Here is a 25,805-nt window from a genome sequence, read left to right as displayed (position 1 = left end):
TGTATGGCTTGTTGCGTTGGCGAGAACTAAGTTAACAAAAAGAAACGAACCAGTAGGAAAATCCGATAGGATTTTCCGAGTACACACAGACCAAGCAATTGGTTATACACGTTGTTGTGCATAGTATTTTATAGAAATTTTGATTCAGTTCGTTCAACTAAATCAGCATTTCTTGTTACCTGGTCTTTCAATGCTAAATAATGTATTGCTAAGATTAATTGAATATTCGGATCATTTAAATCAAATGAACTTTTGTTATTAAGTATCTCATGATATTGCAAGTTCAAACCGCTAAAATTTCCAGAAGCTTCAATTTTTTCAGCATATTTGGCAATATTCGGATTTGTTTTTCCTATATCAGCCAGATATTTTTGGTATTTCCCTGTTGCAACTGCACAAAGACTTTTAGCTTTTATTTTACTCGGAAAATATGTTGTTTCACAAAACATCCAAATTTCATTGAAAGTCGATTCAGAAATACTCTTGTAAAGTTTTTTCTGTTCGTTAAAATCTATTTTTGTCCAAATTCCAACACCTTTTACTTGTAATGAATCGTGATTAGTTTTTTCAAAGCAAGTCTTGAAGTTAGAATTACATATTTCCTTTTTGAAAAATTCTCTAATTTCTTTTAAATCAGCTATTTGTTCAGTTGTGAAGTTAGCTTTTAATTCCGAGTTAGAATATGACTTTTCGCAAGAATTAAACACTTGTAAAAGTACTATTGTTAATATTAGTAAAAGTGTTTTTCTCATATTATGCACAACGTGTTCGTGTATGGCTTGTTGCGTTGGCGAGAACTAAGTTAACAAAAGAAACCGAACCAGAGGAAATTCCGATAGGAATTTCCAAGTAGGCTATAACCAGCAATTGGTTATACACGTTGTTGTGCAACGTTAATTTCATTTTGAATTCTATCTGTTTCTGATTTAACCAATGGCTTAAGATTTAGCTCTCTAACTTTAGCAATAAAATCATTTGCCTTATCAAAGTTCTTTCTCTCTAGTTCAACATTAGCCAAGTTCAACAAAGCTATAGATGTATCATTTTCAGTCCTTAAACCTATTTCTATTGCTTTTGACCATTCAGAATAGCTCTTTTCCCATTCATCATTATTAGAGGCAATCGCTCCTTGAGTAAAATGATAGTAACTCTTTTGTCCTTTACTCAGTAAATCAGGGTTTTTGATTTTTGAAATTAGTTTTTCAGCTTTATCGTAATTTTCTTTTTTGAGCTCTTGAAATGCTATATAAACTGTTCCATATCTGTAATGTCCATAGATTATAAGTCCAGCGGCTAGAAGCATCATTGACATACTTATATAATCTTCTTTCATTAAATAAAAAAAAGAGGCTATAAGACTAATGCAAACTATGACTATTCTGTAAGTTTTGTTAAACATAAATTCCCGAATTATGTTTCGTAAAATGAAATAAAAAGCTATTAATCAAACTCAGTTTCTATTTTGTTTAGGTTTGCAATTTCTTTGTTTAAGTATTTAATACTCACTTTTGGAGGAATTGATATTTCAATACAAGTTTCACTAAAAACTAAACTTTCAGAAGATAACTTGCTTTGAAAATCATTTGACATTATTAGTGATTTTAATATCAATTTGAACATTTTTTTGTCATTATATTCTTCGAATAATTTTTCAATTTCCTTTTCTTCAAATACTTTAAACCTACTGACATGAATTTCTATTGATGGAGGAATGGAAATTCCAACAATGACTCTATTTGTTCTGAAACCTGCTTTTTCAATCAATGGTAATACATCAAAAACATCTTTGACATAATTGATAAATTTATTCTTAGCATTTGATCCTAAATCTCCAATTTTGGAAAGACCATTTTTTAGTTGGTTTAGAACTTGATCAGTACTATCAGAAATAGTTTCAGTCGTTTTTTTAATCATCGATTTTTCTTCCATTGAATATTTTCTGGTTTAGTCTTTAATGTTGCACAACGTGTTTGTGTATGGCTTGTTGCGTTGGCAAGAACTAAGTTAACAAAAGAAAACGAACCAGAGGAAATTCCGTTAGGAATTTCCATGTAGGCTATAACCTAGCAATTGGTTATACACGTTGTTGGCAATAGTTTCTTAATCAATCTTCAACATATTTCTCCAATCTTATTGTTGCTCGATGAAAAATAAATTGTGTTTCTGTTTCAGTAAACTCAATTTCATCAAAGTAAATTGTATAAATATTATCGTTAATTCCACCATTAACTAATCCTGAAAATGAATTGCCGTTCATTTCAGAATCTTCATAAATTGTATGAAGAAATTCCCAAGTAAAGTCATCTATAAATATGCTTACGAATATTTCAGCGTGAGGTATATTATTGAAATCAGTTTTAGTGAAAGGGTTAATTCTAACAAATGTAAAAGTCATAACAGGATCATCAAGAAAGATAAAACAGTCATTGGGTTCGGCAATAAAAGATTCAAGAAACATTTTTTCCTGGCATTCAGGTATGTCTTCCTTACTGTCATCACTTTTTGAACAACTAATTGATAGAATTAAAAATAAAAAAAACAATCTTTTCATAATTTGAGTCAATAATTATTGCCAACGTGTTTGTGTATGATTTCGTTGCGTGGTTTAAGCACTAAAGTTAGCAAATAAAACACAGATAGAAAGTCCGCGAGGACTTTCGTAAGTAGGCTATAACCAGCAATGAATTATACACGGTGTTCTACGCAGTTTTTATTCAGCTATTCTTTTTTTTAAATCCATTCTTTCGTGTAATATTCTCGTAATCTCAACATAATTTTCGTTTAAAGTTCTATAGAATATTATATGTCGATTTGATTTTATTCCTAAAAGTTGCTTTGAAATTCCTGCATAATTCTTTCCTAAATCTGGGTTTTCAGCAATTTCCTCACAATTTGAGATTAGTCCATCGTAATATTTATCGGCTTGTTTTTCCGACCAAACCTCAAATGTATATTCCCAAATTTTTGATAAATCCGCAACAGCTTTATTCGTTAGTTTATATTCAGCCATTCGAGTGCTTTTTGGCTTTTAGAGATTCAAGATGTTTTTTCGGGTCAAAATCGTGCGCTATTCCGCTGTCTATTCCTTCTTGAATTGCTTTTTTCAATGCAATTACTTTACTTTCTTCTTCTTCCAAAAGTCTTAATCCTGCTCGTATTACTTCGCTAACGTTTTTAAATCTTCCTTCACTAATACTACTTTGCACAAATTGGTCAAAATAATTTCCGAGTGATATTGATGTGTTTTTGTTCATTTTGATACTATTTATATCAAATATACCAAAAATTGGTATGATTGCAAAATTTTTCTCAAATTGCGTAGAACGGTTTTGTGTATGATTAGTTACGGAAAAGGGCGTAAGTCATTTTCCGATTAGCAGCTAAGTTAATTAATTATTGTGAATTTCCGTTAGGGAAATTCCGCAGTAATTAATTATACACGTTGTTGCATCACTTTTGCGACAGAGTAGAGTAAGCACGTTTTACTTAGAGCGTTGAAGCAGGAGTAATCACATTTAGCGAGTTTGAGTAAGCAGAATTAGCCGTTTGAGTAGAACGTTCCGCAAACAAGCTCAAAATCCGTTAGAGTAAGAAACCTTTTCTTTTTTTGTATAGAGTTTGAGTAAGCTTCTCCTTCAAGAGTTTGAGTGAGCAATAGATCTAAAATTATAAACTTATAGACTGAATTTAAAAAGGAGTTAGGATTTGGAGCAATTGGTTGCAACGGTTTTGTGTATGGCTTGTTGCGTTGGCGAGAACTAAGTTAACAAAAGAAACCGAACCAATAGGAAATTCCGATAGGAATTTCCGAGTATGCAGAAACAGAGCAATTGGTTATACACGTTGTTGGCAACTGTAGCGACACATCTGAGTAATCACATTCAGATTAGAGTGTTGGAGCAGGAGTGAATTTTCATACATGTATGATAGATTTTTCTAATAAAAGAAAATTGTACAAAATTAGATTAAAGCTCCTCTTTAAAATAAAGAATTTGAGTGATCATCTTTTTACGTTTGAGTGATTATTTCCGTAAGCTTTCTCAAACTCAAATAAAAATTTTCTCAGAATAGTTTTTTAGTGAATGTGTTTTAACCTCAAAAAAAATCGCGAAAAGAAAACCAGGCTTTTTTTCGCCACAATGATTTTTAGATTTTGAGTAAGCTTTCAACTTTAAGAGTAAGAGTGGCAATAGTTCCGAAGTTGTAATTATAGTAAGACTGTATCACTTGGAGTTACAATTTCGGAGCTATTGTTACCAACGTGTTTGTGTATGGCTAGTTGCGTTGGCAAGAACTAAGTTAGTAAAAGAAACCGAACCAGTAGGAAAATCCGCAGGATTTTCCGAGTACACACAAACTAGCAATTGGTTATACACGTTGTTGGCTATAGTTTTACTCGTAAATTCCAAACCATTCTAGTTTATCTTTCCATCCAGTTTTTTCATATGCAGTTTTATCGTTTTTGTATATCCTTAATATTTTATTTATTTCCGTTTCTCTAATAATAGATTTTAATGAATCTATATCAGATTTTGGTACAGACTTATCGGCAATTAAATTAACAAAAACGTTAAACTGATTTGTTTCATAACAAGAGTAATACCTTGCTGCTTCTCTAGTAATGTTATGAAGTGTTACTCCAATGTATCTATCAGTTCTAGCAATGAGTTTTTCATTATTATAACCTACATAGATATTAAGTCCACATTCGTTAAAGTTATTTTGAGTTAATTTTGTATTACTTATTGGTAAATCAATTGAAAGATTAACACTTTTTTTTAAATAGTCAAAACCATTTTTAATTTTCATTAATGGCACATTATAAGTGGAATCACTTTCTCTTTTTAGATATAGAGAGTCTTTATTTCTAGATAATTTATAATCGAAAATTATTTCCTCCTCAATTTCTGGACCATTACCAATTAATTTGGTTACATAAAGTTTTCTGGAATCGAATTCCCAATTATTTAGGTAATTCAAACCCATTTCATCAACAATTAATGAGTCTTTGAAAAATTGAAATTCTATTGGATTCCAAAATCCACCAGTACTCCAATTCCCTATGAATTGTTCTTTCTCTGAATTAGTAGAACAACTCAAAATAAGAAGAATTAATAATAAAAATTTTATACTTTTCTTCATTTCAAAATTATTGCCAACGTAGACGTGTATGATTAGTTACGTTTTGTTATTACTAAATTAGCAAAAAGAAACTAACCATTTTATTTATGGTAATAAATATTCCAAATATAAGAGGAACAAGTAATTAATTATACACGCTGTTGTTTTTAGTAATTTGGAAATGACCATAGGGAATCTCCATAATTACGTAGGAATGACAGACGCTACATAACAGATTCTGAATCCGGTTTATGGTTTTCAAATTATGTACTATATCGCGGGATATGGTATCGTCATTTTAAAAGCGATCATTAAAAGTTGTTGCGTATTAAAGTATTCAGCACTTTAAATGATAAGTATTTGGGTAATTACTTGACTTTGTCGAAAATATTCTATACCTTAAGGCAAGCTTTATGCGAATTCATTCGTATTTGAGAGTAAAACTCTCATACGATTTCAATCGAAAGCTTGACAAGGAAAAAAATCTATCGAAAGTCAATTCCGTACTGCTTTTAGAGTACTGACCTTAATCTACAAGTTTTGATGATGGCAATAAACCTGGGAAGATCAGAAAGGCTGGCATTATTAAATACAACGGTTTTGTGTATGGCTGGTTGCGTTGGCAAGAACTAAGTTAACAAAAGAAAACGAACCAATAGGAAATTCCGTTAGGAATTTCCGAGTATGCACAAACAAAGCAATTGGTTATACACGTTGTTGGCAATTGGCTTTTACTTTTTCATCTCGTTTTTAAAAAATTCCGCCAATTTTTTTCTCTTGGTTTCGTTTTTCAATATATTCTGCAACCACATTTGAGGTTGTTCAATTGCGCTTTTATATTCTTTATTTTTATAATCTTTAAATGCCGAAAAATCAAACCAATTCTTTTTATGAATGTGCTGAAGAGAATATACAGCCATTTCTCCATTTGTTGCTTCAAAAAATGGACAGATATGGACTTTAGTTCTTGTTGTGTCAGAAAGTTTGGTAATGAGAAATTCAGTTAGTTTACCTTTATCGTTATTCGAGAATTCTTTCCATTGCGTTTCGCTGAAAACGAGTGTTTTTTCGTTTCTTTTAAATTCCTTTTCATTTATATATTGTTCTCCACCTAAGCAACCACCAGTTTCGAAAACTAAAATATTCCACAATTCAGATATCGAGTAAGTCTGTGTTATTTTAATCAATTCGGTTTTCTCAATTTGAGCAATTTCCAATTTCAATTCCGATTGATTTTTACACGAAATCAAAGTTGAAATCAGAAGTAATATGTTTAAAGCGTGTTTCATTTTCAGCTTATTGCCAACGGTTTTGTGTATGATTAGTTACGGAAAAGGGCGTAAGTCATTTTCCGATTAGCAGCTAAGTTAATTAATTATTGTGAATTTCCGTTTGGGAAATTCGGCAGTAATTAATTATACACGTTGTTGCCCACAGTTATTTTTATTCTTTCAATTTTTTTATTTGTTTCTTCGTTCTGATTAAATTCAAGTCTGTCAATTGCTATTCCACTTTTTCCTTTTATTATTTCCGCATTAACAATTCGTTCCAAATAATCAATTTCGTTCGCACTTACTCCGTAATAATCAAATATAAGAATATCATATTTTTCAAAATCACACTTAATAGTTAATGCTTTATTTTTTCCGATTGTCAGATTATTCAATTTTTCTGTAGAATCCAATTCTAAATTTTTTGCTAAAATTTCCGCTTTTGTTCCGTCAACATTTAGTTTTTCCGTTATATAATTCTCAACAGTAAGTGATTTCATAAATTTTCGAATTCCACTTTCTGAATAATCTTTTGTTAGCTTTAGTTTAGGGATTTTTTTCTCAAAGTGATTCATTATTTCATTTCGGAAATTCTGAACTAAACTATTTCCTTTTGAATCAAAATTCGGCAAGCACAATCTTATGAGTTTTCCAGATTCCATATCAAATTCAGGGATTAAAATTCCCTTAAATTCAAATTTTGGACTATGAAAAATAATGTTCGTCATAATTGTTGGCAACGTGTTTGTGTATGATTTCGTTGCGTGTTTCAGCAACTAATTTAGCAAATACAAACCGAATAGAAAATCCGCGAGGATTTTCGTAAGTAGGCGAGTACTAGCAATGAATTATACACGGTGTTGTAAGCCGTTTTTAATTCAGTTCTATTTTTTCAAAATTCTTTCTGCTTAACATTTCTTTAAATTTATTTCTGTTAAGACTTTTGTTAGTTCGATAATGCCAATGATGATAACCAAATTCAATGTTGTAATAATCTCTGGTTTGTTCAAATCCGATTTTAATTATTTCTCCGATGAATTCATTAAATACAGATTCGTCTTTTGTGTGTAATCGAATTTTTTTATGTTCGTCCAAAGTAAGATTTGTTTCTCCTTTTTTTGAATGAACCACAATGTCAATAAATCCGTTTTTTAATGTTGATTCGTTATTTGATTTTAAGAACTCAATTATATTTTCTTTAGAAATTAAATCTTTTCCTGCGAACAATTCAGTTTGTTCATTTTCCCAATGGTCACGTAAATAAATCCAAAAACCGTCTGTTTTAGGCAAAAAATCAATTGCCTTAAAAAATGTTTTTATTAATCGACAATTGTCTGCAACAAGTTCAAATTCAAATATTTCGTTTTCATTTTTACCATAAGCAACAAAACATTCTTTTATCAAATCCGTTTCGTATTCGTTTTCGTCAGTTCCGAATGCAATTCCAGTTGGTGGCGTAAATTCCGTTTCTTCTTTTTTTAATTCGTAAGAATTTAAATTAGAAAGCATAAAAACATCTGAATTCATTTCGATAGCGTTTTCAGGTAACTCAAATTCTTCTAAATTATCTAATCGGCAAGTTTCGATTAATTCAGGGTTAATTATCCCTTCGTTTTCCGCTATTTCAATTGATTTAGCCAAACAATTTCCACAATGTGTTCCGTAAGTATAAAAGTTTGAATAAACTCCTGTATTATCGTCTAAAGTTCCATTTAATAGGAAGTACCAAAATTCTCGCTTTTTACTCATTTTTGTTGGTCTGTTCAAATGGCTTACAACGTTGTTGTATATGGTTTGTTGCGTGTTTCAAGCAACTAATTTAGTAAATAATTACCGACCAAGAAAGTCCACGAGGACTTTCGTAAGTAGGCAAGAAGCCAGCAATAAATTATATACGGTGTTAGCAGCAGTTATTATTTTTTCGAATATTTTCTAAAAGCACTTATTAATTGATATATCAAATATGAGCTAAAAATTCTAGATATACTATCAAAAAATACTGCATTACTTGAGTACATCTCTTTTTTTACATCAAAGACTATGTTAAAGCGATGAGCAGGATTCATAAAACTAATAAATCGACCAATTTCATTAATTATTAATTTAGGATTAAATTGGGTTTGGTTTAAACTATATTTAACTAAAGTATACCAAATAATGGAAAAAAAGATAAGCCAGCAAAAAGCAACAAACCAATTTAACCCGTGATTATTTGATATTAGATTAGTAAATAATATAAACTTATCTGAAAACATTCCCTTTTCTTTTCTAATTGACTTTAAGTGTGCTTTCATTTCATATTTATAATACATTAACTTGGTTGGTGTATCTAAATTCTTTTGAGCAACAATTTTCAATTGTCGATAAGTTTCTATTCTATCTTTTAAAGTATTTTCAGTTTTAAGTAAATTCGATTTGCACCATTTGATATTTATTGGCACAATGTCAACTAGATTACAGCTTGATATTTTAATTTTTGAAAATTCTGAAAAGTTAATAGAACTTATCATTGCATTTCCTAAATTAACTCCCTTTAAAGCAAGTAAAGATTTTTCTGTTAATGGCGATAAAGCATTGATTAATACATTTCCATTATTAAAAAAATATTTTATAATTCCAACACGTAATTTTATATTGTTTATTGATAAGGTTGAATCTTTTAACTCTCCATGAATTTGAATGTAGTCGGTTGTTAAGTTTCTTAATAAAAAGTCAGTGTTGTGATTAGAATTAAATTCTAAAAATAATTTATTAATTGTGTTTTTATTACCTCTATTTGAAAGAGTTAAAGTGCTTTTGGACTCTCCTCCAATTAGAGATATTAGATCTGCTTGTTTAGGTATTAATTGAATGTCGCGATTAAATTCGTTTTTTTCAAATTTAAAATTTTTTGTTTTAAACTGATCAATAACTAATTGTTTCGAATGGTTGAATTGGCAAGATTCAAATATGAAATTTATGGTTCTTAGTTGTTTAGAAGAAAAATATTGATGAAACGTACAACTAGAAAAAGTTAAATTTTTTAAGTCTATTTTTTGAACTAAAAAACGTTGATTAAAAATACAATTGATGAAAGAGTAATTTTCATTAGTTTGATATCCTTGAATTTTAAATTCAAAATTAAATACACAATTAATAAATGTTATTGATTTATTGTTGCCTGTTGAAATATTATTATCAATATTAATTTCATCTATAACAGTTAGGTTAAAAATATTCTTCTGTGTCTCTAGAAAATATCTAAATCTTCCAAAATTTACCTCTTCATTTTGTTTTTTGTCCAATAGTGTTTTTTTATTGCTGCTAACATGTTCGTGTTATGGCTAGTTGCGTTGGCAAGAACTAAGTTAACAAAATAAACCGAACCATTAGGAAAATCCGCAGGATTTTCCGAGTAAACACAAACTAAGCAATTGGTTATACACGTTGTTGGCAACTGTAGCGACACATTTGAGTAATCACATTCAGATTAGAGTGTTGGAGCAGGAGTAATCACATTTAGCGAGAAGAGTGAGAAAACCTTAAGGTAATGAGTGAAAATTTCCGCAAACTAGTTTAAAAACGTTTAAAAAAAATAAATTTTTCATCAAGATAGTTTTTTAGTGAATGTGTCTTAACCTCAAAAAAAAATCGCGAAAATAAAACTAGGCTTTTTTTCGCCACAATGAGTTTTAGAGTTTGAGTAAGCTTTCAATTTTAAGAGTAAGAGTGGCAATAGTTCCGAAGTTGTAATTATAGTAACTATGTATCACTTGGAGTTACAATTTCGGAGCTATTGTTACCAACGGTTTTGTGTATGATTAGTTACGGAAAAGGGCGTAAGTCATTTTCCGATTATTAGCTAATATAATTAATTATTGTGAATTTCCGATTGGAAATTCCGCAGTAATTAATTATACACGTTGTTAGCAACTGTAGTGTAGCACAAGTCATTGGTAAATCACAGAACTAGCTATATACCTCATAGCAACCGAAAGAGAATGCTATAACTAACATTAGCTGATACTCCCAAGAAACCGTTGATTTGGCAAAAGAGAAAAGTCCATAATAACATTTAGGTTGCACCACAGGAATAATAACGAACACCTTTTTTGGATTTTAGAACGATACAGAACGCAAGCGATAATTCGACTGACTTACAAAAAAACAATTTTAAATGATCGAAGATATTATCTTAAAAATAAATTGTTTACCATTGAAGTAAGAAATTATCTTGAGAGTTTCCTAGCTATAATTTAATAAACAAAAACAGACCATAAAAGCGTTTAGTTCTCCAAAAAATGATAAACGAAAATCTTAAATGAGAAATTTGAGATTTTTGTGTTAATAATAATAGTTCAAATAGAGTAGTGCTGTTGAATTTTTGCACTATTGTTGTTAACGGTTTTGTGTATGATTTCGTTGCGTGTTTAAGCACTAAAGTTAGCAAATAAATCACAGATAGAAAGTCCGCGAGGACTTTCGTAAGTAGGCTAAAACCAGCAATGAATTATACACGTTGTTGTAACCAGTTTTTTATTTTTAAAAATACAATAAACTTGAAAAAAATAAAGCAATAACAAGTAATATAAATCCGATACTTATTATAACGTTAATCCTTTTTTTTGTTATCGTCCAAGTGTTAAATTCCTTAAAATATTTTAAATACGTGTCATTTTTAAATGTAGCGAAATAGCAAATTACATAAGAAATTATACCAAATGCAATGAAAACGTATTTAGGTAAATTAAATTCAAATCCAGAGACTTTTAGCGCAATGATAGTTAAACTGATAAGTATTATAAAAATTAGACCTACAAGCCAGCCACCAATTAAATGTAAACTAAAACCATTTTTTTGATTAGTCCAAAAGTCATCTAAATATTCCTTTGTGTTTTCTATTCCATACTTCGTTTTCATTCTTCTTTTGACAGCAGGAATTTTATATAACAACAAAGCAGGATTTATTTTGTTAAAGAGAAAATGAATTTTTTTCTCAATTAGATAAAGACAAAAGTGTAAAATATTTAATCCTTTTTTCATTATTCAAGTACGATTTCTCAAATTGGTTACAACTATTTGTTGTTGTTATAAATCTTTGGATTTAATCCAGCCATTGTTGAAATAATAATTACAGTTATAATTAAAAATCCAACTCCTAAATAAAAGGCCTTGTAATAATATTTTTTAATTCCGCTTTTTGAATCAACTTCATTAAGAATTTGTTCATATGTTATTTTCTTTCCTATTAATTTGAAGTAAATCAACAATAGATAAGCTCCAATGTAGCCAACAATTATTTGTTTTATTATTATATTAAAAAGTTGGTTCACTTGGTTTTTCTCAAATTGGTTACAACGGTTTTGTGTATGGCTGGTTGCGTTGGCGAGAACTAAGTTAGCAAAAGAAACCGAACCAATAGGAAATTCCGCTAGGAATTTCCGAGTATGCACAAACTGAGCAATTGGTTATACACGTTGTTGTGCTTTCGTTATTTAATTTCTTTATCGATATTCTCAACAAGTAGAAGAGCCTCTTCTTTATATTGTCTTAAATGACCTAAGTAGCCATTGTAATACAGTCCATAAAATGAAATTATTCTATTTCTATAATCAATAGATGAAAGTGCATATTTTACAAAGTCTTCATTAAATACACCTTTTTCATAATCTTCAAACCAAGTCATATTGTTTTTAAAATAGCTGCGGTTTTCTTTGAAATCTAGAATTACTTCTTGTAAAGCTACTTCAATTTCAATGTTAAAGGAAGAATAAAAATTATTAATCTCTATTGAAAGACTATCTTGATAGGAATTAAGAACTGTGCTATTTTGTTCTAATAAATTTAATCCTTTCGTTTTTAGTTTTATGTCTGGGAAGCCACCAAGAGTTCTAATACAACGGTTACATTTTAAATAATCATCATAGGTCATTTCCTTATTAATGACTCGTTTGAATAAACTATCTTGAGATTTACTACCAACAAGTACTTTATCAATGGTTTTAATATCAGATAATAAATCACTTTGTATAATTGAATAAATACCTTTAATTGTATTATTAAGTTTACGATTCTCATTCCAATTACTAATTGATAGCGCAATTAAAATTCCAATTACGACAAGTACAATCTCTCCAAGAGCATATTTAAAATACTTTCCAGTTTTTCCCTTTGAAAGTAAATTTTGTCTAATTTTTCTAAAGAATTTTATCATTTGTTAGCAGTTTCTGATAATGAAGCACAACGTGTTCGTGTATGGCTTGTTGCGTTGGCAGGAACTAAGTTAACAAAAGAAAACGAACCAGAGGAAATTCCGTTAGGAATTTCCGAGTACACACAAACCAAGCAATTGGTTATACACGTTGTTGTGGTGTCGTTTTTATTCTTTCAATTGTTTTGTCAGTAAGTATTTCTAATTCAATTTGTTCGGTTTGATAACTGTTTTCAACTTCCATACCAGTTTTAGATGAGAAAATATCCCATTTTAAATTCAAGCCATTTCCTAACTCGATAATTAATTCTCTTAAATTATGTCCATTTTTTTTTAAATCTGCCATAATCCAATCTCCAATTCCGTGAGCTGATTTTAGGTTATCCGAAAAAATCAAATAATATTTTGGTGTATCATTTTCATAGATAACATTTTCATTAAATTCTAGTTCTAAGAAAGGGTAGAAGCGTTTATTTTCTTTTCCACTTATTAAATAAGATTCTGTATTGAGTGCTATTTTATCCATTTACTTTGTCAAAATAAGTGTAAAACTCGTCTTCTTTAATCATATGATTTATAACGTTTAGAACTTCTTTTCTATTCAGTTTATCAATCAGTATCAAGTCAGTTGCACAAAAATATTTTCCATTTAAACATTCACCAGTTTTCTGATTCTTTTGTCTCAACGATTCAATATTTTCATAAGTAAAAAATGTAGCTACATACTTATCTCCATTTTCAAATGTTACTATTACATCTGAATTATCATTTAATTCCGTTTTTTCTCTAAGAATTGGTTCTTTTTCTTCTGTTCCAATCCAAACGCTTTTTATGTTATTCATTTCGTTTCTTAAATGCACCACAACGGTTTTGTGTATGGCTGGTTGCGTTGGCGAGAACTAAGTTAGCAAAAGAAACCGAACCAATAGGAAATTCCGCTAGGAATTTCCGAGCACACACAAACTAGCAATTGGTTATACACGTTGTTGGGTGTTGTGCTTTTTAATAATATGTATATTTTTTCCCATCAATAGGAGGAATTGTTTTTTTAGATAAAGTCAACAAACTGTTTTTACTAAGTTCAATCCAATTCTCTATTTTATACTCACATTTAAAAGAGCTTGTGAATATTCCATTTACCTGTTCTATCCGAATCGGATGTTTCAAAAGAATATCTAAAGTGTTTAAGATTTCAGTCTGTGATTCTTCAATCCAATTTTCATTAACATCTTCAGAAGAAGGATTAAACATTATATCGTTATACCAGAAATAGGAATTTGGATGTAAATTTGGAATCGCATACACTTGAGATAGTGTCCATAAAGACTCAACACAGATCTGAAATTTAAAAGATTTGCAAAATGGAGATTCAAACTCTAATTCTAACTCATTCAAAGTTGGAATTATATTAAAATCAATTTCCTTAAATTGATTCTGTATGGTTTTTATAAAATCTTCATTTTTGATCTTCATCGTTTGAGGATTACACCCAACGGTTTTGTGTATGGCTTGTTGCGTTGGCAAGAACTAAGTTAACAAAAGAAAACTAACCAGTAGGAAATTCCGTTAGGAATTTCCGAGTACACACAGACTGAGCAATTGGTTATACACGTTGTTGGCAATAGTTTTTAATTCCAATTGTGCTTGTTTTTTAACCCTTTTATGGATTTCTTAATTGAAAAACTTATTAGTTTGTTTATTTTACTAGAAAAAGCTATATCATTATTACCATCAAAACTCTCATTATAAAAGTGTTCTTTTTTTAGAATAATATCTTTACTTTTTAAATCGTAAATAGTTATAATAAGTCTAATTTCTTTTTGTCTTTTAAGTTCTGTGTTAATATCAATAATAGGGAGTTCATCCTTTAGAATGTCAATTGAAGTGTCTATTAGAAAATCAAATTTGGTTTGTTCATATATTACAGCAAGTCCTTCTTCAGTTCTGTCTTTTTTAGGCAAGAAAAGATTATTAAACTCTGATATTAAAGCGAATTCTTTTCCTATTTTTTTATTAAGATACTTTTTGTAATTTATTAAAACTTCATTCTCGAAAGAGAAATCTATATTTTTTCCTAAAAAAGGTTTATTAATAATCCATTTACCAATTTCTGGATTGAATTTTATGGGCTTAACTTCATAAGAATAGTTAGAATCATATGAAGCACAAGACGAAATTAAAATTATTAATATCAGAAGTAGGTTTCTCATAATTATTGCCAACGTGTTTGTGTATGATTACGTTGCGTGTTTCAGCAACTAATTTAGCAAATAAATAACGAATAGAATATTCCGCAGGAATATTCGTAAGTAGGCGAGAACTAGCAATTAATTATACACGTTGTTAGGTACAGTTAATTTAATTGGTGTTATGTTTTCAAAAGGCTCTTTTTCCGTAACGAATTCTAATCGGTCTAATGCAATTCCAGATTTTCCTTTTTCAATTTCTGAATTCACAAGTTTTTCTAAAATCCCTATTCCGTTCGAATCAACACCATAATAATCTAAAATAATAAAATCATTCTTTTCAAATAAGCATTTTATTATCAACGCTTTTTTATTGGTTAAACTTAAATGTTCAACTTTATCTGAAAGATTAATTCCGATTTCATCCACGATTCTTTTTCCGACATGCTTATCAATCCACATTTCGTTTTTTAGATATTTGTCAACGGTTAAAGGACTTATAATTTCCGAGATAATTTTTTTCTGATAATTTTCTGCGAAAGGGAAATTCGATTTTTGACTTTGAAATTGTTTAATCAGCTCTTTAGTTAAGTTATGACCTAAAACAGAATTATTTTCACCAATAAAAGGAACATATATTCGTATTAGTTTTCCTTTGTTTAGGTCAAATTCAGGTACAGAAATTCCATTTATTTTAAACTCATTAATATGAAAGATGCTGTTTGTCATAATTGTACCTAACGGTTTTGTGTATGATTAGTTACGGAAAAGGGCGTAAGTCATTTTCCGATTAGCAGCTAAGTTAATTAATTATTGTGAATTTCCGTTTGGGAAATTCCGCAGTAATTAATTATACACGTTGTTGTGACACTTTAGCGACAGATTAGAGTAAGCACGTTTACTTAGAGTGTTGAAGCAAGAGTAATCACATTTAGCGAGTTTGAGTAAGCAGTTCTCGCCATTTGAGTAGAACATTCCGCAAACCAGCTCAAAATCCGTTAGAGTGAGCAACCTTTTCCTTTTTTAAATTTAAGAGTTTGAGTAAGCTTCAACTTTAAGGGACTGAGTGAGAATAAGAAGTAATAAAGTTTAAATTATAGTAACTTAATATGAGAAGGAGTTAGGATTTGGAGCTATTGGTTACAACGTGTTTGTGTATGGCTTGTTGCGTTGGCGAGAACTAAGTTAACAAAAGAAAACGAACCAGAGGAAATTCCGTTAGGAATTTCCAAGTAGGCTATGACCAAGCAATTGGTTATACACGTTGTTAGGCACTGGAATTATCTTCTATTTGTTTCATCAATTATTCTTACCTTAGGTATAAGTGATTTTATCTCTTCAATATTATCTATTTCAGTTACATCAACTAAAAAATGATGCAAGCCTTTTAAATTGACAATTTCACTAGGAATTTGTTTGAAGCGATTTCCATGCATCCATAAATTCCCAACACTTTCTATACTTAAAACTTCTCTAGGAAATTCATAGAAATTATTATTAGAGATATTAAGCATTTGTAAGTTTTTTAAGTTGGTAAAACTTTCTGGCAAATCATCTAGTTGATTTGAACCAAGACTTAAATTCCAAAGTGATTCTAGTTTTCCAAATTCTTCTGGTAACTCTTTTAATTTGCAATAACTGAAATTGATGTTTCTTAATTTTTTCAAATTTCCTATTGAATTGGGAACTTTTGATAATTGACTTGCATTAGCTATAATTGATTTTAAATGAATACAATTTTCTATTTCTAGAGGAATAATTTTTATTTGAGAACCAGAAATATCCAAAACTCTTAAATTAGTTAGTTTTCCAATTTCGGGAGAGAGAATTGTGGTCGAAGAATTTCTATAACTTAACTCATAAATTTTTTTAGGTTTTTTTAAGGCTTCAGATATTGAATTAGCAACGATCATAGAATCTTTTTGAATTGATTCTTGTAAAATCTCTATAGCTATTTCATTTATGTAATTTGAAAGAACAGTAAATTTTCTAATTTCGGTAGAATCCAATTCCAAGTAATTGATTTTAATATCTTTTCTCTTAAAATTTGAAAATTTTCGTTTGTATTCTTTGTCTGCTATTTCCTTTGATGTTTCTAAATAACCCATATATTTAAAATAGGGATTATAAAAGTATTCATTACTCTTAAAATCATCTACGACAAACAATTTAAATATTTCAGAGAATGAAGTATTCTCATATTTGGTGTTGTAAAATTCATTTGCTCCAACTTTAACTTTTACGTAATTTCTATTTATGTTAAATTCAATTGAAGGAATTATTAATCCTGAATCTTCAATTTGTTTAAGTTGCCCTCTAATTTTGATTTTTAATGGTAAGATATGTTCTTTATTTGCTTTTTTGTCAATTTTTTTTTGAGATTGACCTTTAACACAGCTTAAATTTATGACCATTAATAATATCAGCAGATTTAATCTCATTAGCAGTATTTTTTTCTTGTGCCTAACGTGTTTGTGTATGGCTTGTTGCGTTGGCAGGAACTAAGTTAACAAAAGAAAACGAACCAATAGGAAATTCCGATAGGAATTTCCGAGTATGCGATAACCAAGCAATTGGTTATACACGTTGTTGGGTGTAGTTTATTTATTCAGTCAATCTGTTTTTTAAATCCATTCTCTCATGTAATATTCTTATTACTTCAATTTCATTTTCCGAAATCAAATGATAAAATATTATATGTTTTCCAGACTTGAGTCCAAGTAAGTTTCTGTTTATTCCATCATATTCTTTTCCGATATCAGGATTTTCTGCTATTCCTTTACATGCAAATTTAATTGTTGCATAATATTTGTCCGCTTGAGTTTCAGACCAATTTTCGTAAGTATAATTCCAAATGCTATTAAGATCTTCGTTGGCTTTTTGTCTGAAAGAAATTTTAACCATTCTTTCTTTTTTCAGATTTTAATTTTTGAAGATTTTCTTCGAAATCAAAGTTTTCTACTATAGGACTATTCAACCCTTCTTGAATAGCATTTTTTAATGCAATCACTTTGCTTTCCTCATTTTCTAAAAGACGAAGTCCAGCTCTGATTATTTCACTAACGTTTTTATATCGTCCAGCAGAAATTTGGGTTTGTACAAATTGGTCGAAATAATTTCCGAGTGATATGGATGTGTTTTTACTCATTTTTCAATCTTTTCTCAAATGTACCAAAAATTGGTAAAATATCCAAATTTACTCAATTTTCTCAAATTACACCCAACGTGTTTGTGTATGCTTAGTTGCGTGTTTAAGCAACTAATTTAGCAAATAAAAAACGAATAGAATATTCCGCAGGAATATTCGTAAGTAGGCTATACCTAGCAATTAAATATACACGTTGTTACCACACGTTTTTATGTTCCTTGCATAACAAAAATTGTTTTATCGAAATCTTTGTTTTTCAAATCTTCTTTTTTTATTCCGAAATAACATTCTGAAATTCCTATTGTATCAAACCTATCATACATACTAAAACTAAAAAGGTTAATAAACTGCGGTCTAAGAATGTTAACTTGTTCTTTAATTTCCTCATTATGATAATCAAGCGATTCTAGGTATGCATATGACCAGTCGTATTCTAAATCGTCTTGAATTGGTGCTGGAATTCCAAGTATCACTTCACTCATACAATAATCGTCGAATCTTTCAATAAATTCAGTCATTGTACTTTTATCATTATCAGTAAAGGATGCTTGTTGATACTTCCAGCCAAAATTAGAACACGGAAGTCTAAAGTCTAATTCATATTCAATAGCAGTTTGTTTAAATTGATATTTTTTAATTAGTTCTTTTGGAAATTTAGTTTTCCGTAAATCACTAATGGAACCAGCGTAATATAAAACCTTGTATTCGGTTTTTGGGATTTGAAATAAATATTCAGCTCCATATTCATTCTCAGGATTCTTGAAATATGAGAAAAAATATAATATTCCTTCTTTTGGTAAATATTCATTTTTATGCAAAAAACTTATATGTTCTAGATTAATCTGACCAAAAAACACCATTGGATTATTATTGAATTTAGGCCAATTTAATGATTGTGGCAAATCTGGCGTTCCTCCAAATTTAGAATCTCCTATTTTTATTTTTTTCTTTGAATCAAAAACATAAATATATGGTTCTAGTAAAGAAACTATTTTTTCGGTTTCATCAAATTTAAATGCTTTAACATCCTCAATATTCTCATTCAATTTTTTATCGTAAAAACTGTAAGAATTTTTATTATTGCAACTGAAAAGCATAAATAAAATCATAAAATAGGTTAATGTTTTTCGCATAAATGTGTGGTAACGGTTTTGTGTATGGTTAGTTGCGTGATTAAGCAACTAATTTAGTAAACAAATACTTGCCAGAGAAAATTCCGCAGGAATTTTCCAAATAAGCACTTACCAAAGCAATTAATTATACACGTTGTTGTGCAACGTATTATACCCACGTAATGTATAAAATCATTCTTGCTTTATCTTATAGTTTGTTACATTTTTCCTCTTTAATCGTTATTATAATATACCAACCTATTAAACTTTAAAAATGAATCAACTTGTTGTAGAAACTAAAAACCTCAATTTTTCATATTCCAAAAACAAGAAAGATATTGAAGATTTAGAACTTAGAGTTCCCAAGGGAAGTATTTATGGTTTTTTAGGTCCAAATGGCTCAGGGAAAAGTACTACCATTCGTCTAATTCTTGGTCTTTTAAAGAAAAACTCTGGAACTGTTGCTCTTTTTGGGGAACTCTTTAATGGACAATCAAGACTTAAAGTTTTGAATAAAGTAGGTGGTTTAATAGAAAATCCATCTTTATATGAGCATTTAAATGCGATTGATAATTTGAAAATATCTGCCAACTACAGACAGAAAATATCGTCAAGTAGAATTTTTGAAGTATTAGAGATTGTAAACCTAACTAACGCTAAAAACAAAAGAGTTAAAGAATATTCACTAGGAATGAAACAGCGTTTAGGATTAGCAATTTCTTTATTAAGCAATCCTGAACTAATCATTTTAGACGAGCCAACAAATGGATTAGACCCAAAAGGGATTATAGAAATGCGTACCCTTATTAAAGACTTAAACAAAAAGTTTGGGACAACAATTTTTATTTCAAGTCACTTGTTAAGTGAAATTGAGAAAACCTGTACACACGTTGGTATTATTAGGAATGGTAAAATGTTATATCAAGATACTGTGGCAAGTTTAAAAGAATCTAAAGAAACAAATATCAAATTTGAAATAGAAGTGGATAAGCCTATTGAAGGGATGTCTGTACTTAAGAATTTGAAAATAGAAAACATTTCGTTGCTTGATGGTTTTATACAAATTGAAGTAAAAAGTAAAAATGAAATAACAGATGTGATAGATGTTTTAAGAACTGATAGAATTAATATTTATCAGGTATCCATTAAGAACAATTTAGAAGAACTCTTTTTATCATTAACCGAAAATTAATAGTATGTCAGCAATCTTATATTATACTGCAAGCTTAAAAAATGAACTTATTAAGTTAAAACGAACATTTGCTTTTTGGCTTACAATTATTAGTGCAGTCCTTTTTCCTATATTATTTATTGTAGCTTACATTTTTGAACATGAAACTTTAGTTCCGGCAGCAGAAATAAATCCTTGGGAAAAATTTATGGTTACTCAAATTGAAAATTCTACTCCCTTTTTTATACCAATGTTTATTGTTTTAATAACGAGTTTGATTATGCAAATAGAACATAAATCTTTAGGAATAAAACATCTATTTGCATTGCCTGTACCCAAGTCGAGTATATATTTTGGAAAACTAAGTATTGTTATTCTAGCTATAATGGTTACTTATTTATACTACTATATAGCAATTCTCTTATCAGGTGCTTTATTAGGTTTTGTTTATCCAGATTTAGGGTTTTTAAATTTTTCGCCCGAACATTTGAGATATATTAAAATTTTAATTACATCTTTTGTAGCTTCTTTTGGTATTATTGGAATTCAATTTTGGTTAAGTTTCAGATTTAAGAACTTTGTTATTCCTTTAGGCTTTGGAATGTTTTTAGCTATTATAGGTATCATCGTTTCACAAGCTCCACAACAATCCATTTATTTTCCATACTCATTTAGTGTTTTATCAGTTTCTTTGGGTGAAAAAATGCCTTTAATTTTTGGTATTTCCTCTGTTACTATATTCAGTATTATGTGCTTTTTAATAACAAGTGTTTTAGGTTATTTAAACATAAAGAAGTTAAATATTAAATAAGCAAATAGTAAATAATTTTAATGATTATTCACTTTGTTTGTAGATTTTCTTATATGTTGCACAACGTGTTTGTGTATGGCTAGTTGCGTTGACAGGAACTAAGTTAGCAAAATAAACCGAACCAATAGGAAATTCCGATAGGAATTTCCGAGTACACACAAACTAAGCAATTGGTTATACACGTTGTTGTGTTTAGTTATTTAATTCAGTTAATATTTTTTCTTTGTCTTTACTCCAAATCGTATATGTAAATGTTCTTTTATTATGAAAAAACATTTCATCTTCCAATATTGTCGCACTTGATAATACATAAAAAGCTATACTAAAAAGTTGAAGTAAATTTTTAATGAATGAAGTCAAGAATGATGGGTTTTCTCCAAAGTCATCAATAACTCTCATTCCGAACACATATTTCCCAAAAGTTCTACCAGTCAACGATTCAAATATCGGATTAATAATAAATAAAGCTAAAAATGCCAACAAGTATGGATATATACTTTTTTCGATTAAAATTCTGTCAATAAGATAAAATATTCCTAAATAAAATCCATAGTCAAATACTTTCGCAAATAATCTTATCCAAAATTCGTCTAAATTCGGGTTTAACGGAAATTCATATTCAAAATTTTCTCCTTGCCTTGTAACCGTTTTATAAGTTTTAGCATTAGATATTCTTTTCGTTTTTTTCTTTTGCAGTTCGTATTTGATTATGAGTTTGGATAAATAGTACAGAGTATAGTATGTAAGTATTAAAACTCCAATAGCTATTAATTCAAATGTAAAGTCGTTCGTCATAATTAAACACAACGTGTTTGTGTATGATTAGTTACGGAAAAGGACGTAAGTCATTTTCCGATTAGCAGCTAATATAATTAATTATTGTGAATTTCCGATTGGAAATTCCGCAGTAATTAATTATACACGTTGTTAGCAACTGTAGTGCAGCACAAGTCATTGGTGAATCACAGAACTAGCTATATACCTAACAGCAACCGAAAGAGAATGCTATAACTAACATTAGCTGATACTCCCAAGAAACCGTTGATTTGGCAAAAGAGAAAAGTCCATAATAGCATTTAGGTTGCACCACAGGAATACTAACGAACACCTTTTTTGGATTTTAGAATGATACAGAACGCTATCGATAATTCGGCTGACTTACGAAAAAACAATTTTAAATGATAAAACATATTATTCTAAAAATAAATTGTTTGCCATTTAAGTGATCAATTTTCTTGAGAGTTTTCTAGCTATAACTTAATAAGCAAAAACAAACCAAAAAGCGTTTAGTTCTCCAAAAAATGATAAAGCGAAAATCTCAAATGAGAAATTTGAGATTTTTGTATTAATAACAATAGTTCAAATAGAGTAGTACTGTTGAATTTTTGCACTATTGTTGTTAACGGTTTTGTGTATGATTAGTGGCGTGTTAAAGCACTAAAGTTAGCAAATAAATCACAGATAGAAAGTCCGCGAGGACTTTCGTAAGTAGGCTATAACTAGCAATGAATTATACACGGTGTTGTGCGTAGGCTTTTTCGTATTCAATTGAATAAAGATTTACCTAAATTTTTAAACATATCTATGTAAGATTTTTTTCTATTCATTAAAGCTCGTTCTGGATATAATTCCGCTTCTTTTTTCAATTCAGACGCAATTTGTTTTAATTCCTCATTGTTAAATTCACAATCCACAAAAAATTCTTCGTCATCTTTGGCATTTGGATGGCGAGATTCTAAATCAAACGTTATTCTTATTCGTTTTTTATGCGCATATTTTTTAGTCAGTTCAAATTCCAAATTTGGTTCCATAAATACAAGTGAATCCGTATCTGTTTCTATATCATTCGAAAGTTGCTCAAACCATTCAATAATGTCTTTTAAATCTCTTACCAAAAGAGAAGGGTCAACCGTTTCCCAATTTCCGCAATCACTTTTTACTTTTAAATAAACTAACAACCAATTTGAATCATATTCACAATCAGTTATTTCAGGAAACTGATAATTCGTTATCCTAAATTCAACTGTTTGGTTATTTATTCCTTTAAATGTCATTTAATTCAGATTGTTTTTCGTTCGTAAGTAACTAAAAAGTTTAAATTTTAGTTCGATTTTCGTTGGTCTGACAGCTTACGCACAACGGTTTTGTGTATGATTAGTTACGGAAAAGGACGTAAGTCATTTTCCGATTTGTAGCTAATATAATTAATTATTGTGAATTTCCGATTGGAAATTCCGCAGTAATTAATTATACACGTTGTTAGCAACTGTAGTGCAGCACAAGTCATTGGTAAATCACAGAACTAGCTATATACCTCATAGCAACCGAAGAGAATGCTATAACTAACATTAGCTGATACTCCCAAGAAACCGTTGATTTGGCAAAAGAGAAAAGTCCATAATAGCATTTAGGTTGCACCACAAGAATAATAACGAACACCTTTTTTGGATTTTAGAACGATACAGAACGCTAGCGATAATTTGGCTGACTTATGAAAAAACAATTTTAAATGAACGAACATATTATCTTAAAAAGAAACTGTTTACCAATGAAGTAAGAAATTATCTTGAGAGTTTTCTAGCTATAAGTTAATAAACAAAAACAGACCATAAAAGCGTTTAGTTCTCCAAAAAATGATAAACGAAAATCTTAAATGAGAAATTAGAGATTTTTGTATTTACAATAATAGTTCAAATAGAGTAGTGCTGTCGAATTTTTGCACTATTGTTGTTAACGTAGACGTGTATGATTAGTTACGTTTTGTTATTACTAAATTAGCAAAAAGAAACTAACCATTTTATTTATGGTAATAAATATTCCAAATATAAGAGGAACAAGTAATTAATTATACACGCTGTTGTTTTTAGTAATTTGGAAATGACCATAGGGAATCTCCATAATTACGTAGGAATGACAGACGCTACATAACAGATTCTGAATCCGGTTTATGGTTTTCAAATTATGTACTATATCGCGGGATATGGTATCGTCATTTTAAAAGCGATCATTAAAAGTTGTTGCGTATTAAAGTATTCAGCACTTTAAATGATAAGTATTTGGGTAATTACTTGACTTTGTCGAAAATATTCTATACCTTAAGGCAAGCTTTATGCGAATTCATTCGTATTTGAGAGTAAAACTCTCATACGATTTCAATCGAAAGCTTGACAAGGAAAAAAATCTATCGAAAGTCAATTCCGTACTGCTTTTAGAGTACTGACCTTAATCTACAAGTTTTGATGATGGCAATAAACCTGGGAAGATCAGAAAGGCTGGCATTATTAAATACAACGTGTTCGTGTATGGCTTGTTGCGTTGGCAGGAACTAAGTTAGTAAAAGAAACCGAACCAGAGGAAATTCCGTAGGAATTTCCAAGTAGGCTATAACCAGCAATTGGTTATACACGTTGTTAGCCACTGCTTTATTGTCTTATACCAATATATTCATATGTTTTTTCCCATAAATCTAAATTTATTGAAAACCAAGCCTCTACAAACTGTTTATCGGACCATATATTGTCTTTTATCTCTAACATCGATAGATTTTTTTTTGGCCAAGGGTTTTTATCTACAATCTTAATTATTTTAAGAAAATCATTATAAATATCCTGATCAATTTTATTCTTATTTTCAATTATGAATTTTTTATTTTCTTGCCATTTTTTCTGTTTTAAAGAATCAATTGCTAATTCTACTGTTTTAGACGATGAAAAAAGGGTTGCGTTTGATGGGAAATATGTTTTTCCGTCAGCTTTTATAATCTTTTCTATTCCATTATGATTAATTTTATCACCAGCTAATAAATCTATATATCCTTCTTTAGGAGCTGTAAGATAATTCCATCTGACAATCGAGTATTTATCTGAAAAATGTTGCATTGCGACATAGTATTCATAGTTTTCTTTTAAAATTTCATTTCTTAATTCATAATTTAAGTTGCTCTTAAAAAATAGTTGTTGAAAAAGTACAACACTTAGTCCACTAACGACTGCAATTAGTACGCTCTTGAAGAGGCTGAGATTTTTCTGATTATTGTTATTGGATTTCTTTTTCATGTAGTTGTGGCTAACGGTTTTGTGTATGGTTAGTTGCGTGTTTAAGCAACTAATTTAGTAAACAAAAACGTGCCAGAGAAAATTCCGAAGGAATTTTCCAAATAAGCAACGACCAAAGCAATTAATTATACACGTTGTTGTGTGTAGTTTTTATTTATTCGTTTTATAAGTACTTGTTATTCCCTCAAAGAGATCTTCAATACTTATGTCTGTTAAAGCACTAGATATGATAATACTTTCTTTATAATTCCTGTTATTCATAATCGCAAGAAATTTTGAGAGTAAGTTTCTTTTTCTCGTTTTGTGTATATCTCTTTTCACGAATACCTCAATACTTCTTTTCTTTAGTCTTTGTATTTTGGTAATATCTCTCCATTTTACTTTTCCTAATGATTCATATTTAGAATTATCAATTAAAAAATCATCTGTAATTTGAATAGCATATTTTTTTCGAAGAATTTTAAAAAATGAAAATAAGAGTGCTGAAAAATATATAACTCCAATTATTCCTATTGTTTGAATATGTTTCTCTTTCATAAACACATTTCTTAAAAATAATTCAGGATTAGCTAAAAACCAAATTGAGGCAAAAAGCATTAAACTAAAGAAAAGTATTCCTAATAAAATTCGATTCTTTTTAAATTTAATTTCTTTATTCATTCATTCATTTACTTTTTCTATGGTAACTGTTTTGCTTAATGTGCACTATTTCTCAAATTACACACAACGTGTTCGTGTAT

29 protein-coding genes are annotated in these 25,805 nt (G+C 29.4%); 2 read left to right on the top strand and 27 right to left on the bottom strand.

Annotated features, from left to right (window positions below; all coding sequences use genetic code 11):
* Nucleotides 1-128: 128 nt before the first annotated feature.
* The 23 genes from MUN68_RS08860 to MUN68_RS08750 form a co-directional block, all read right to left on the bottom strand.
* Nucleotides 129-752: a hypothetical protein gene (locus MUN68_RS08860; protein ID WP_249997294.1), complete on the bottom strand. Its 624-nt coding sequence runs from the start codon at nt 750-752 to the stop codon at nt 129-131.
* Nucleotides 753-871: 119 nt separating this feature from the next.
* A complete protein-coding gene (locus tag MUN68_RS08855; RefSeq protein WP_249997293.1) occupies nt 872-1,333 on the bottom strand; it encodes a tetratricopeptide repeat protein in 462 nt (153 codons plus the stop codon).
* Nucleotides 1,334-1,440: 107 nt separating this feature from the next.
* Nucleotides 1,441-1,929 (bottom strand): hypothetical protein, encoded by a 489-nt coding sequence (locus MUN68_RS08850; protein ID WP_249997292.1) that lies wholly within the window; start codon nt 1,927-1,929, stop codon nt 1,441-1,443.
* 175 nt (nt 1,930-2,104) lie between these two features.
* Entirely contained in the window at nt 2,105-2,551 is a 447-nt protein-coding gene (locus tag MUN68_RS08845) for a hypothetical protein (protein ID WP_272792455.1), read from the bottom strand.
* Between the two features lie 159 nt (nt 2,552-2,710).
* A complete protein-coding gene (locus tag MUN68_RS08840; protein ID WP_249997290.1) occupies nt 2,711-3,010 on the bottom strand; it encodes a type II toxin-antitoxin system RelE/ParE family toxin in 300 nt (99 codons plus the stop codon).
* On the bottom strand, nt 3,003-3,254 hold the full coding sequence (locus MUN68_RS08835) for a type II toxin-antitoxin system ParD family antitoxin (RefSeq protein ID WP_068449605.1): 252 nt from the start codon (nt 3,252-3,254) through the stop codon (nt 3,003-3,005). Before MUN68_RS08835 ends, MUN68_RS08840 begins: the two co-directional genes overlap by 8 nt.
* 1,138 nt (nt 3,255-4,392) lie before the next feature.
* Complete coding sequence (locus tag MUN68_RS08830; RefSeq protein ID WP_249997289.1) at nt 4,393-5,142, bottom strand: hypothetical protein; 750 nt, start codon at nt 5,140-5,142, stop codon at nt 4,393-4,395.
* A gap of 710 nt (nt 5,143-5,852) precedes the next feature.
* Nucleotides 5,853-6,410: a hypothetical protein gene (locus MUN68_RS08825; RefSeq protein ID WP_249997288.1), complete on the bottom strand. Its 558-nt coding sequence runs from the start codon at nt 6,408-6,410 to the stop codon at nt 5,853-5,855.
* Nucleotides 6,411-6,532: 122 nt separating this feature from the next.
* The gene (locus tag MUN68_RS08820; protein ID WP_272792454.1) at nt 6,533-7,120 is read right to left on the bottom strand and encodes a hypothetical protein; all 588 of its coding nucleotides are present in this window, start codon (nt 7,118-7,120) and stop codon (nt 6,533-6,535) included.
* A 145-nt stretch (nt 7,121-7,265) separates the two neighbouring features.
* Complete coding sequence (locus MUN68_RS08815) at nt 7,266-8,141, bottom strand: hypothetical protein (RefSeq protein ID WP_249997286.1); 876 nt, start codon at nt 8,139-8,141, stop codon at nt 7,266-7,268.
* A 164-nt stretch (nt 8,142-8,305) separates the two neighbouring features.
* On the bottom strand, nt 8,306-9,676 hold the full coding sequence (locus MUN68_RS08810; RefSeq protein WP_249997285.1) for a hypothetical protein: 1,371 nt from the start codon (nt 9,674-9,676) through the stop codon (nt 8,306-8,308).
* 1,237 nt (nt 9,677-10,913) lie between these two features.
* Nucleotides 10,914-11,414, bottom strand: a complete 501-nt coding sequence (locus tag MUN68_RS08805; protein ID WP_249997284.1) for a hypothetical protein — start codon at nt 11,412-11,414, stop codon at nt 10,914-10,916.
* Nucleotides 11,415-11,446: 32 nt separating this feature from the next.
* Nucleotides 11,447-11,704 (bottom strand): hypothetical protein, encoded by a 258-nt coding sequence (locus MUN68_RS08800; protein ID WP_249997283.1) that lies wholly within the window; start codon nt 11,702-11,704, stop codon nt 11,447-11,449.
* Between the two features lie 158 nt (nt 11,705-11,862).
* Entirely contained in the window at nt 11,863-12,585 is a 723-nt protein-coding gene (locus MUN68_RS08795) for a DUF6090 family protein (protein ID WP_249997282.1), read from the bottom strand.
* Between the two features lie 139 nt (nt 12,586-12,724).
* The gene (locus MUN68_RS08790; protein WP_249997281.1) at nt 12,725-13,108 is read right to left on the bottom strand and encodes a hypothetical protein; all 384 of its coding nucleotides are present in this window, start codon (nt 13,106-13,108) and stop codon (nt 12,725-12,727) included.
* Complete coding sequence (locus tag MUN68_RS08785; RefSeq protein WP_249997280.1) at nt 13,101-13,424, bottom strand: hypothetical protein; 324 nt, start codon at nt 13,422-13,424, stop codon at nt 13,101-13,103. The genes MUN68_RS08790 and MUN68_RS08785 overlap by 8 nt, the downstream gene beginning before the upstream one ends.
* Before the next feature lie 160 nt (nt 13,425-13,584).
* Nucleotides 13,585-14,055 carry a hypothetical protein gene (locus MUN68_RS08780; RefSeq protein WP_249997279.1) on the bottom strand — a complete coding sequence of 157 codons (471 nt, stop codon included), beginning with the start codon at nt 14,053-14,055 and terminating at the stop codon, nt 13,585-13,587.
* 155 nt (nt 14,056-14,210) lie between these two features.
* Nucleotides 14,211-14,792: a hypothetical protein gene (locus MUN68_RS08775; protein ID WP_249997278.1), complete on the bottom strand. Its 582-nt coding sequence runs from the start codon at nt 14,790-14,792 to the stop codon at nt 14,211-14,213.
* A 117-nt stretch (nt 14,793-14,909) separates the two neighbouring features.
* Nucleotides 14,910-15,497, bottom strand: coding sequence for a hypothetical protein (locus MUN68_RS08770; RefSeq protein WP_249997277.1), 588 nt, complete (start codon nt 15,495-15,497; stop codon nt 14,910-14,912).
* A 551-nt stretch (nt 15,498-16,048) separates the two neighbouring features.
* Nucleotides 16,049-17,209, bottom strand: coding sequence for a leucine-rich repeat domain-containing protein (locus tag MUN68_RS08765; protein WP_272792453.1), 1,161 nt, complete (start codon nt 17,207-17,209; stop codon nt 16,049-16,051).
* Nucleotides 17,210-17,372: 163 nt separating this feature from the next.
* Nucleotides 17,373-17,672 carry a type II toxin-antitoxin system RelE/ParE family toxin gene (locus MUN68_RS08760; protein WP_249997507.1) on the bottom strand — a complete coding sequence of 100 codons (300 nt, stop codon included), beginning with the start codon at nt 17,670-17,672 and terminating at the stop codon, nt 17,373-17,375.
* The gene (locus tag MUN68_RS08755; protein WP_249997505.1) at nt 17,665-17,916 is read right to left on the bottom strand and encodes a type II toxin-antitoxin system ParD family antitoxin; all 252 of its coding nucleotides are present in this window, start codon (nt 17,914-17,916) and stop codon (nt 17,665-17,667) included. Before MUN68_RS08755 ends, MUN68_RS08760 begins: the two co-directional genes overlap by 8 nt.
* Before the next feature lie 209 nt (nt 17,917-18,125).
* Nucleotides 18,126-19,049, bottom strand: coding sequence for a DUF1963 domain-containing protein (locus MUN68_RS08750; protein WP_249997503.1), 924 nt, complete (start codon nt 19,047-19,049; stop codon nt 18,126-18,128).
* A gap of 253 nt (nt 19,050-19,302) precedes the next feature.
* Between MUN68_RS08750 and MUN68_RS08745 the strand changes: the two genes are divergently transcribed.
* The gene (locus MUN68_RS08745) at nt 19,303-20,220 is read left to right on the top strand and encodes an ABC transporter ATP-binding protein (protein ID WP_249997501.1); all 918 of its coding nucleotides are present in this window, start codon (nt 19,303-19,305) and stop codon (nt 20,218-20,220) included.
* 4 nt (nt 20,221-20,224) lie between these two features.
* Entirely contained in the window at nt 20,225-21,010 is a 786-nt protein-coding gene (locus tag MUN68_RS08740) for an ABC transporter permease (protein WP_249997499.1), read from the top strand.
* A 192-nt stretch (nt 21,011-21,202) separates the two neighbouring features.
* On the opposite strand, the gene MUN68_RS08735 is transcribed toward MUN68_RS08740, so the two are convergent.
* The 4 genes from MUN68_RS08735 to MUN68_RS08720 form a co-directional block, all read right to left on the bottom strand.
* Entirely contained in the window at nt 21,203-21,805 is a 603-nt protein-coding gene (locus MUN68_RS08735; RefSeq protein WP_272792447.1) for an RDD family protein, read from the bottom strand.
* Nucleotides 21,806-22,554: 749 nt separating this feature from the next.
* Nucleotides 22,555-23,064, bottom strand: a complete 510-nt coding sequence (locus MUN68_RS08730; protein WP_272792452.1) for a WapI family immunity protein — start codon at nt 23,062-23,064, stop codon at nt 22,555-22,557.
* A gap of 1,368 nt (nt 23,065-24,432) precedes the next feature.
* Nucleotides 24,433-25,065 carry a hypothetical protein gene (locus MUN68_RS08725; RefSeq protein ID WP_249997390.1) on the bottom strand — a complete coding sequence of 211 codons (633 nt, stop codon included), beginning with the start codon at nt 25,063-25,065 and terminating at the stop codon, nt 24,433-24,435.
* 150 nt (nt 25,066-25,215) lie between these two features.
* Nucleotides 25,216-25,725, bottom strand: a complete 510-nt coding sequence (locus tag MUN68_RS08720; protein ID WP_249997391.1) for an STM3941 family protein — start codon at nt 25,723-25,725, stop codon at nt 25,216-25,218.
* Nucleotides 25,726-25,805 lie beyond the last annotated feature (80 nt).

Origin of the sequence: Psychroserpens ponticola, assembly GCF_023556315.2 — a bacterium.
Lineage (GTDB): Bacteria > Bacteroidota > Bacteroidia > Flavobacteriales > Flavobacteriaceae > Psychroserpens > Psychroserpens ponticola.
The sequence above is the reverse complement of the archived record's forward strand: the minus strand, read 5'-3'. Positions and strand labels throughout refer to the sequence as shown.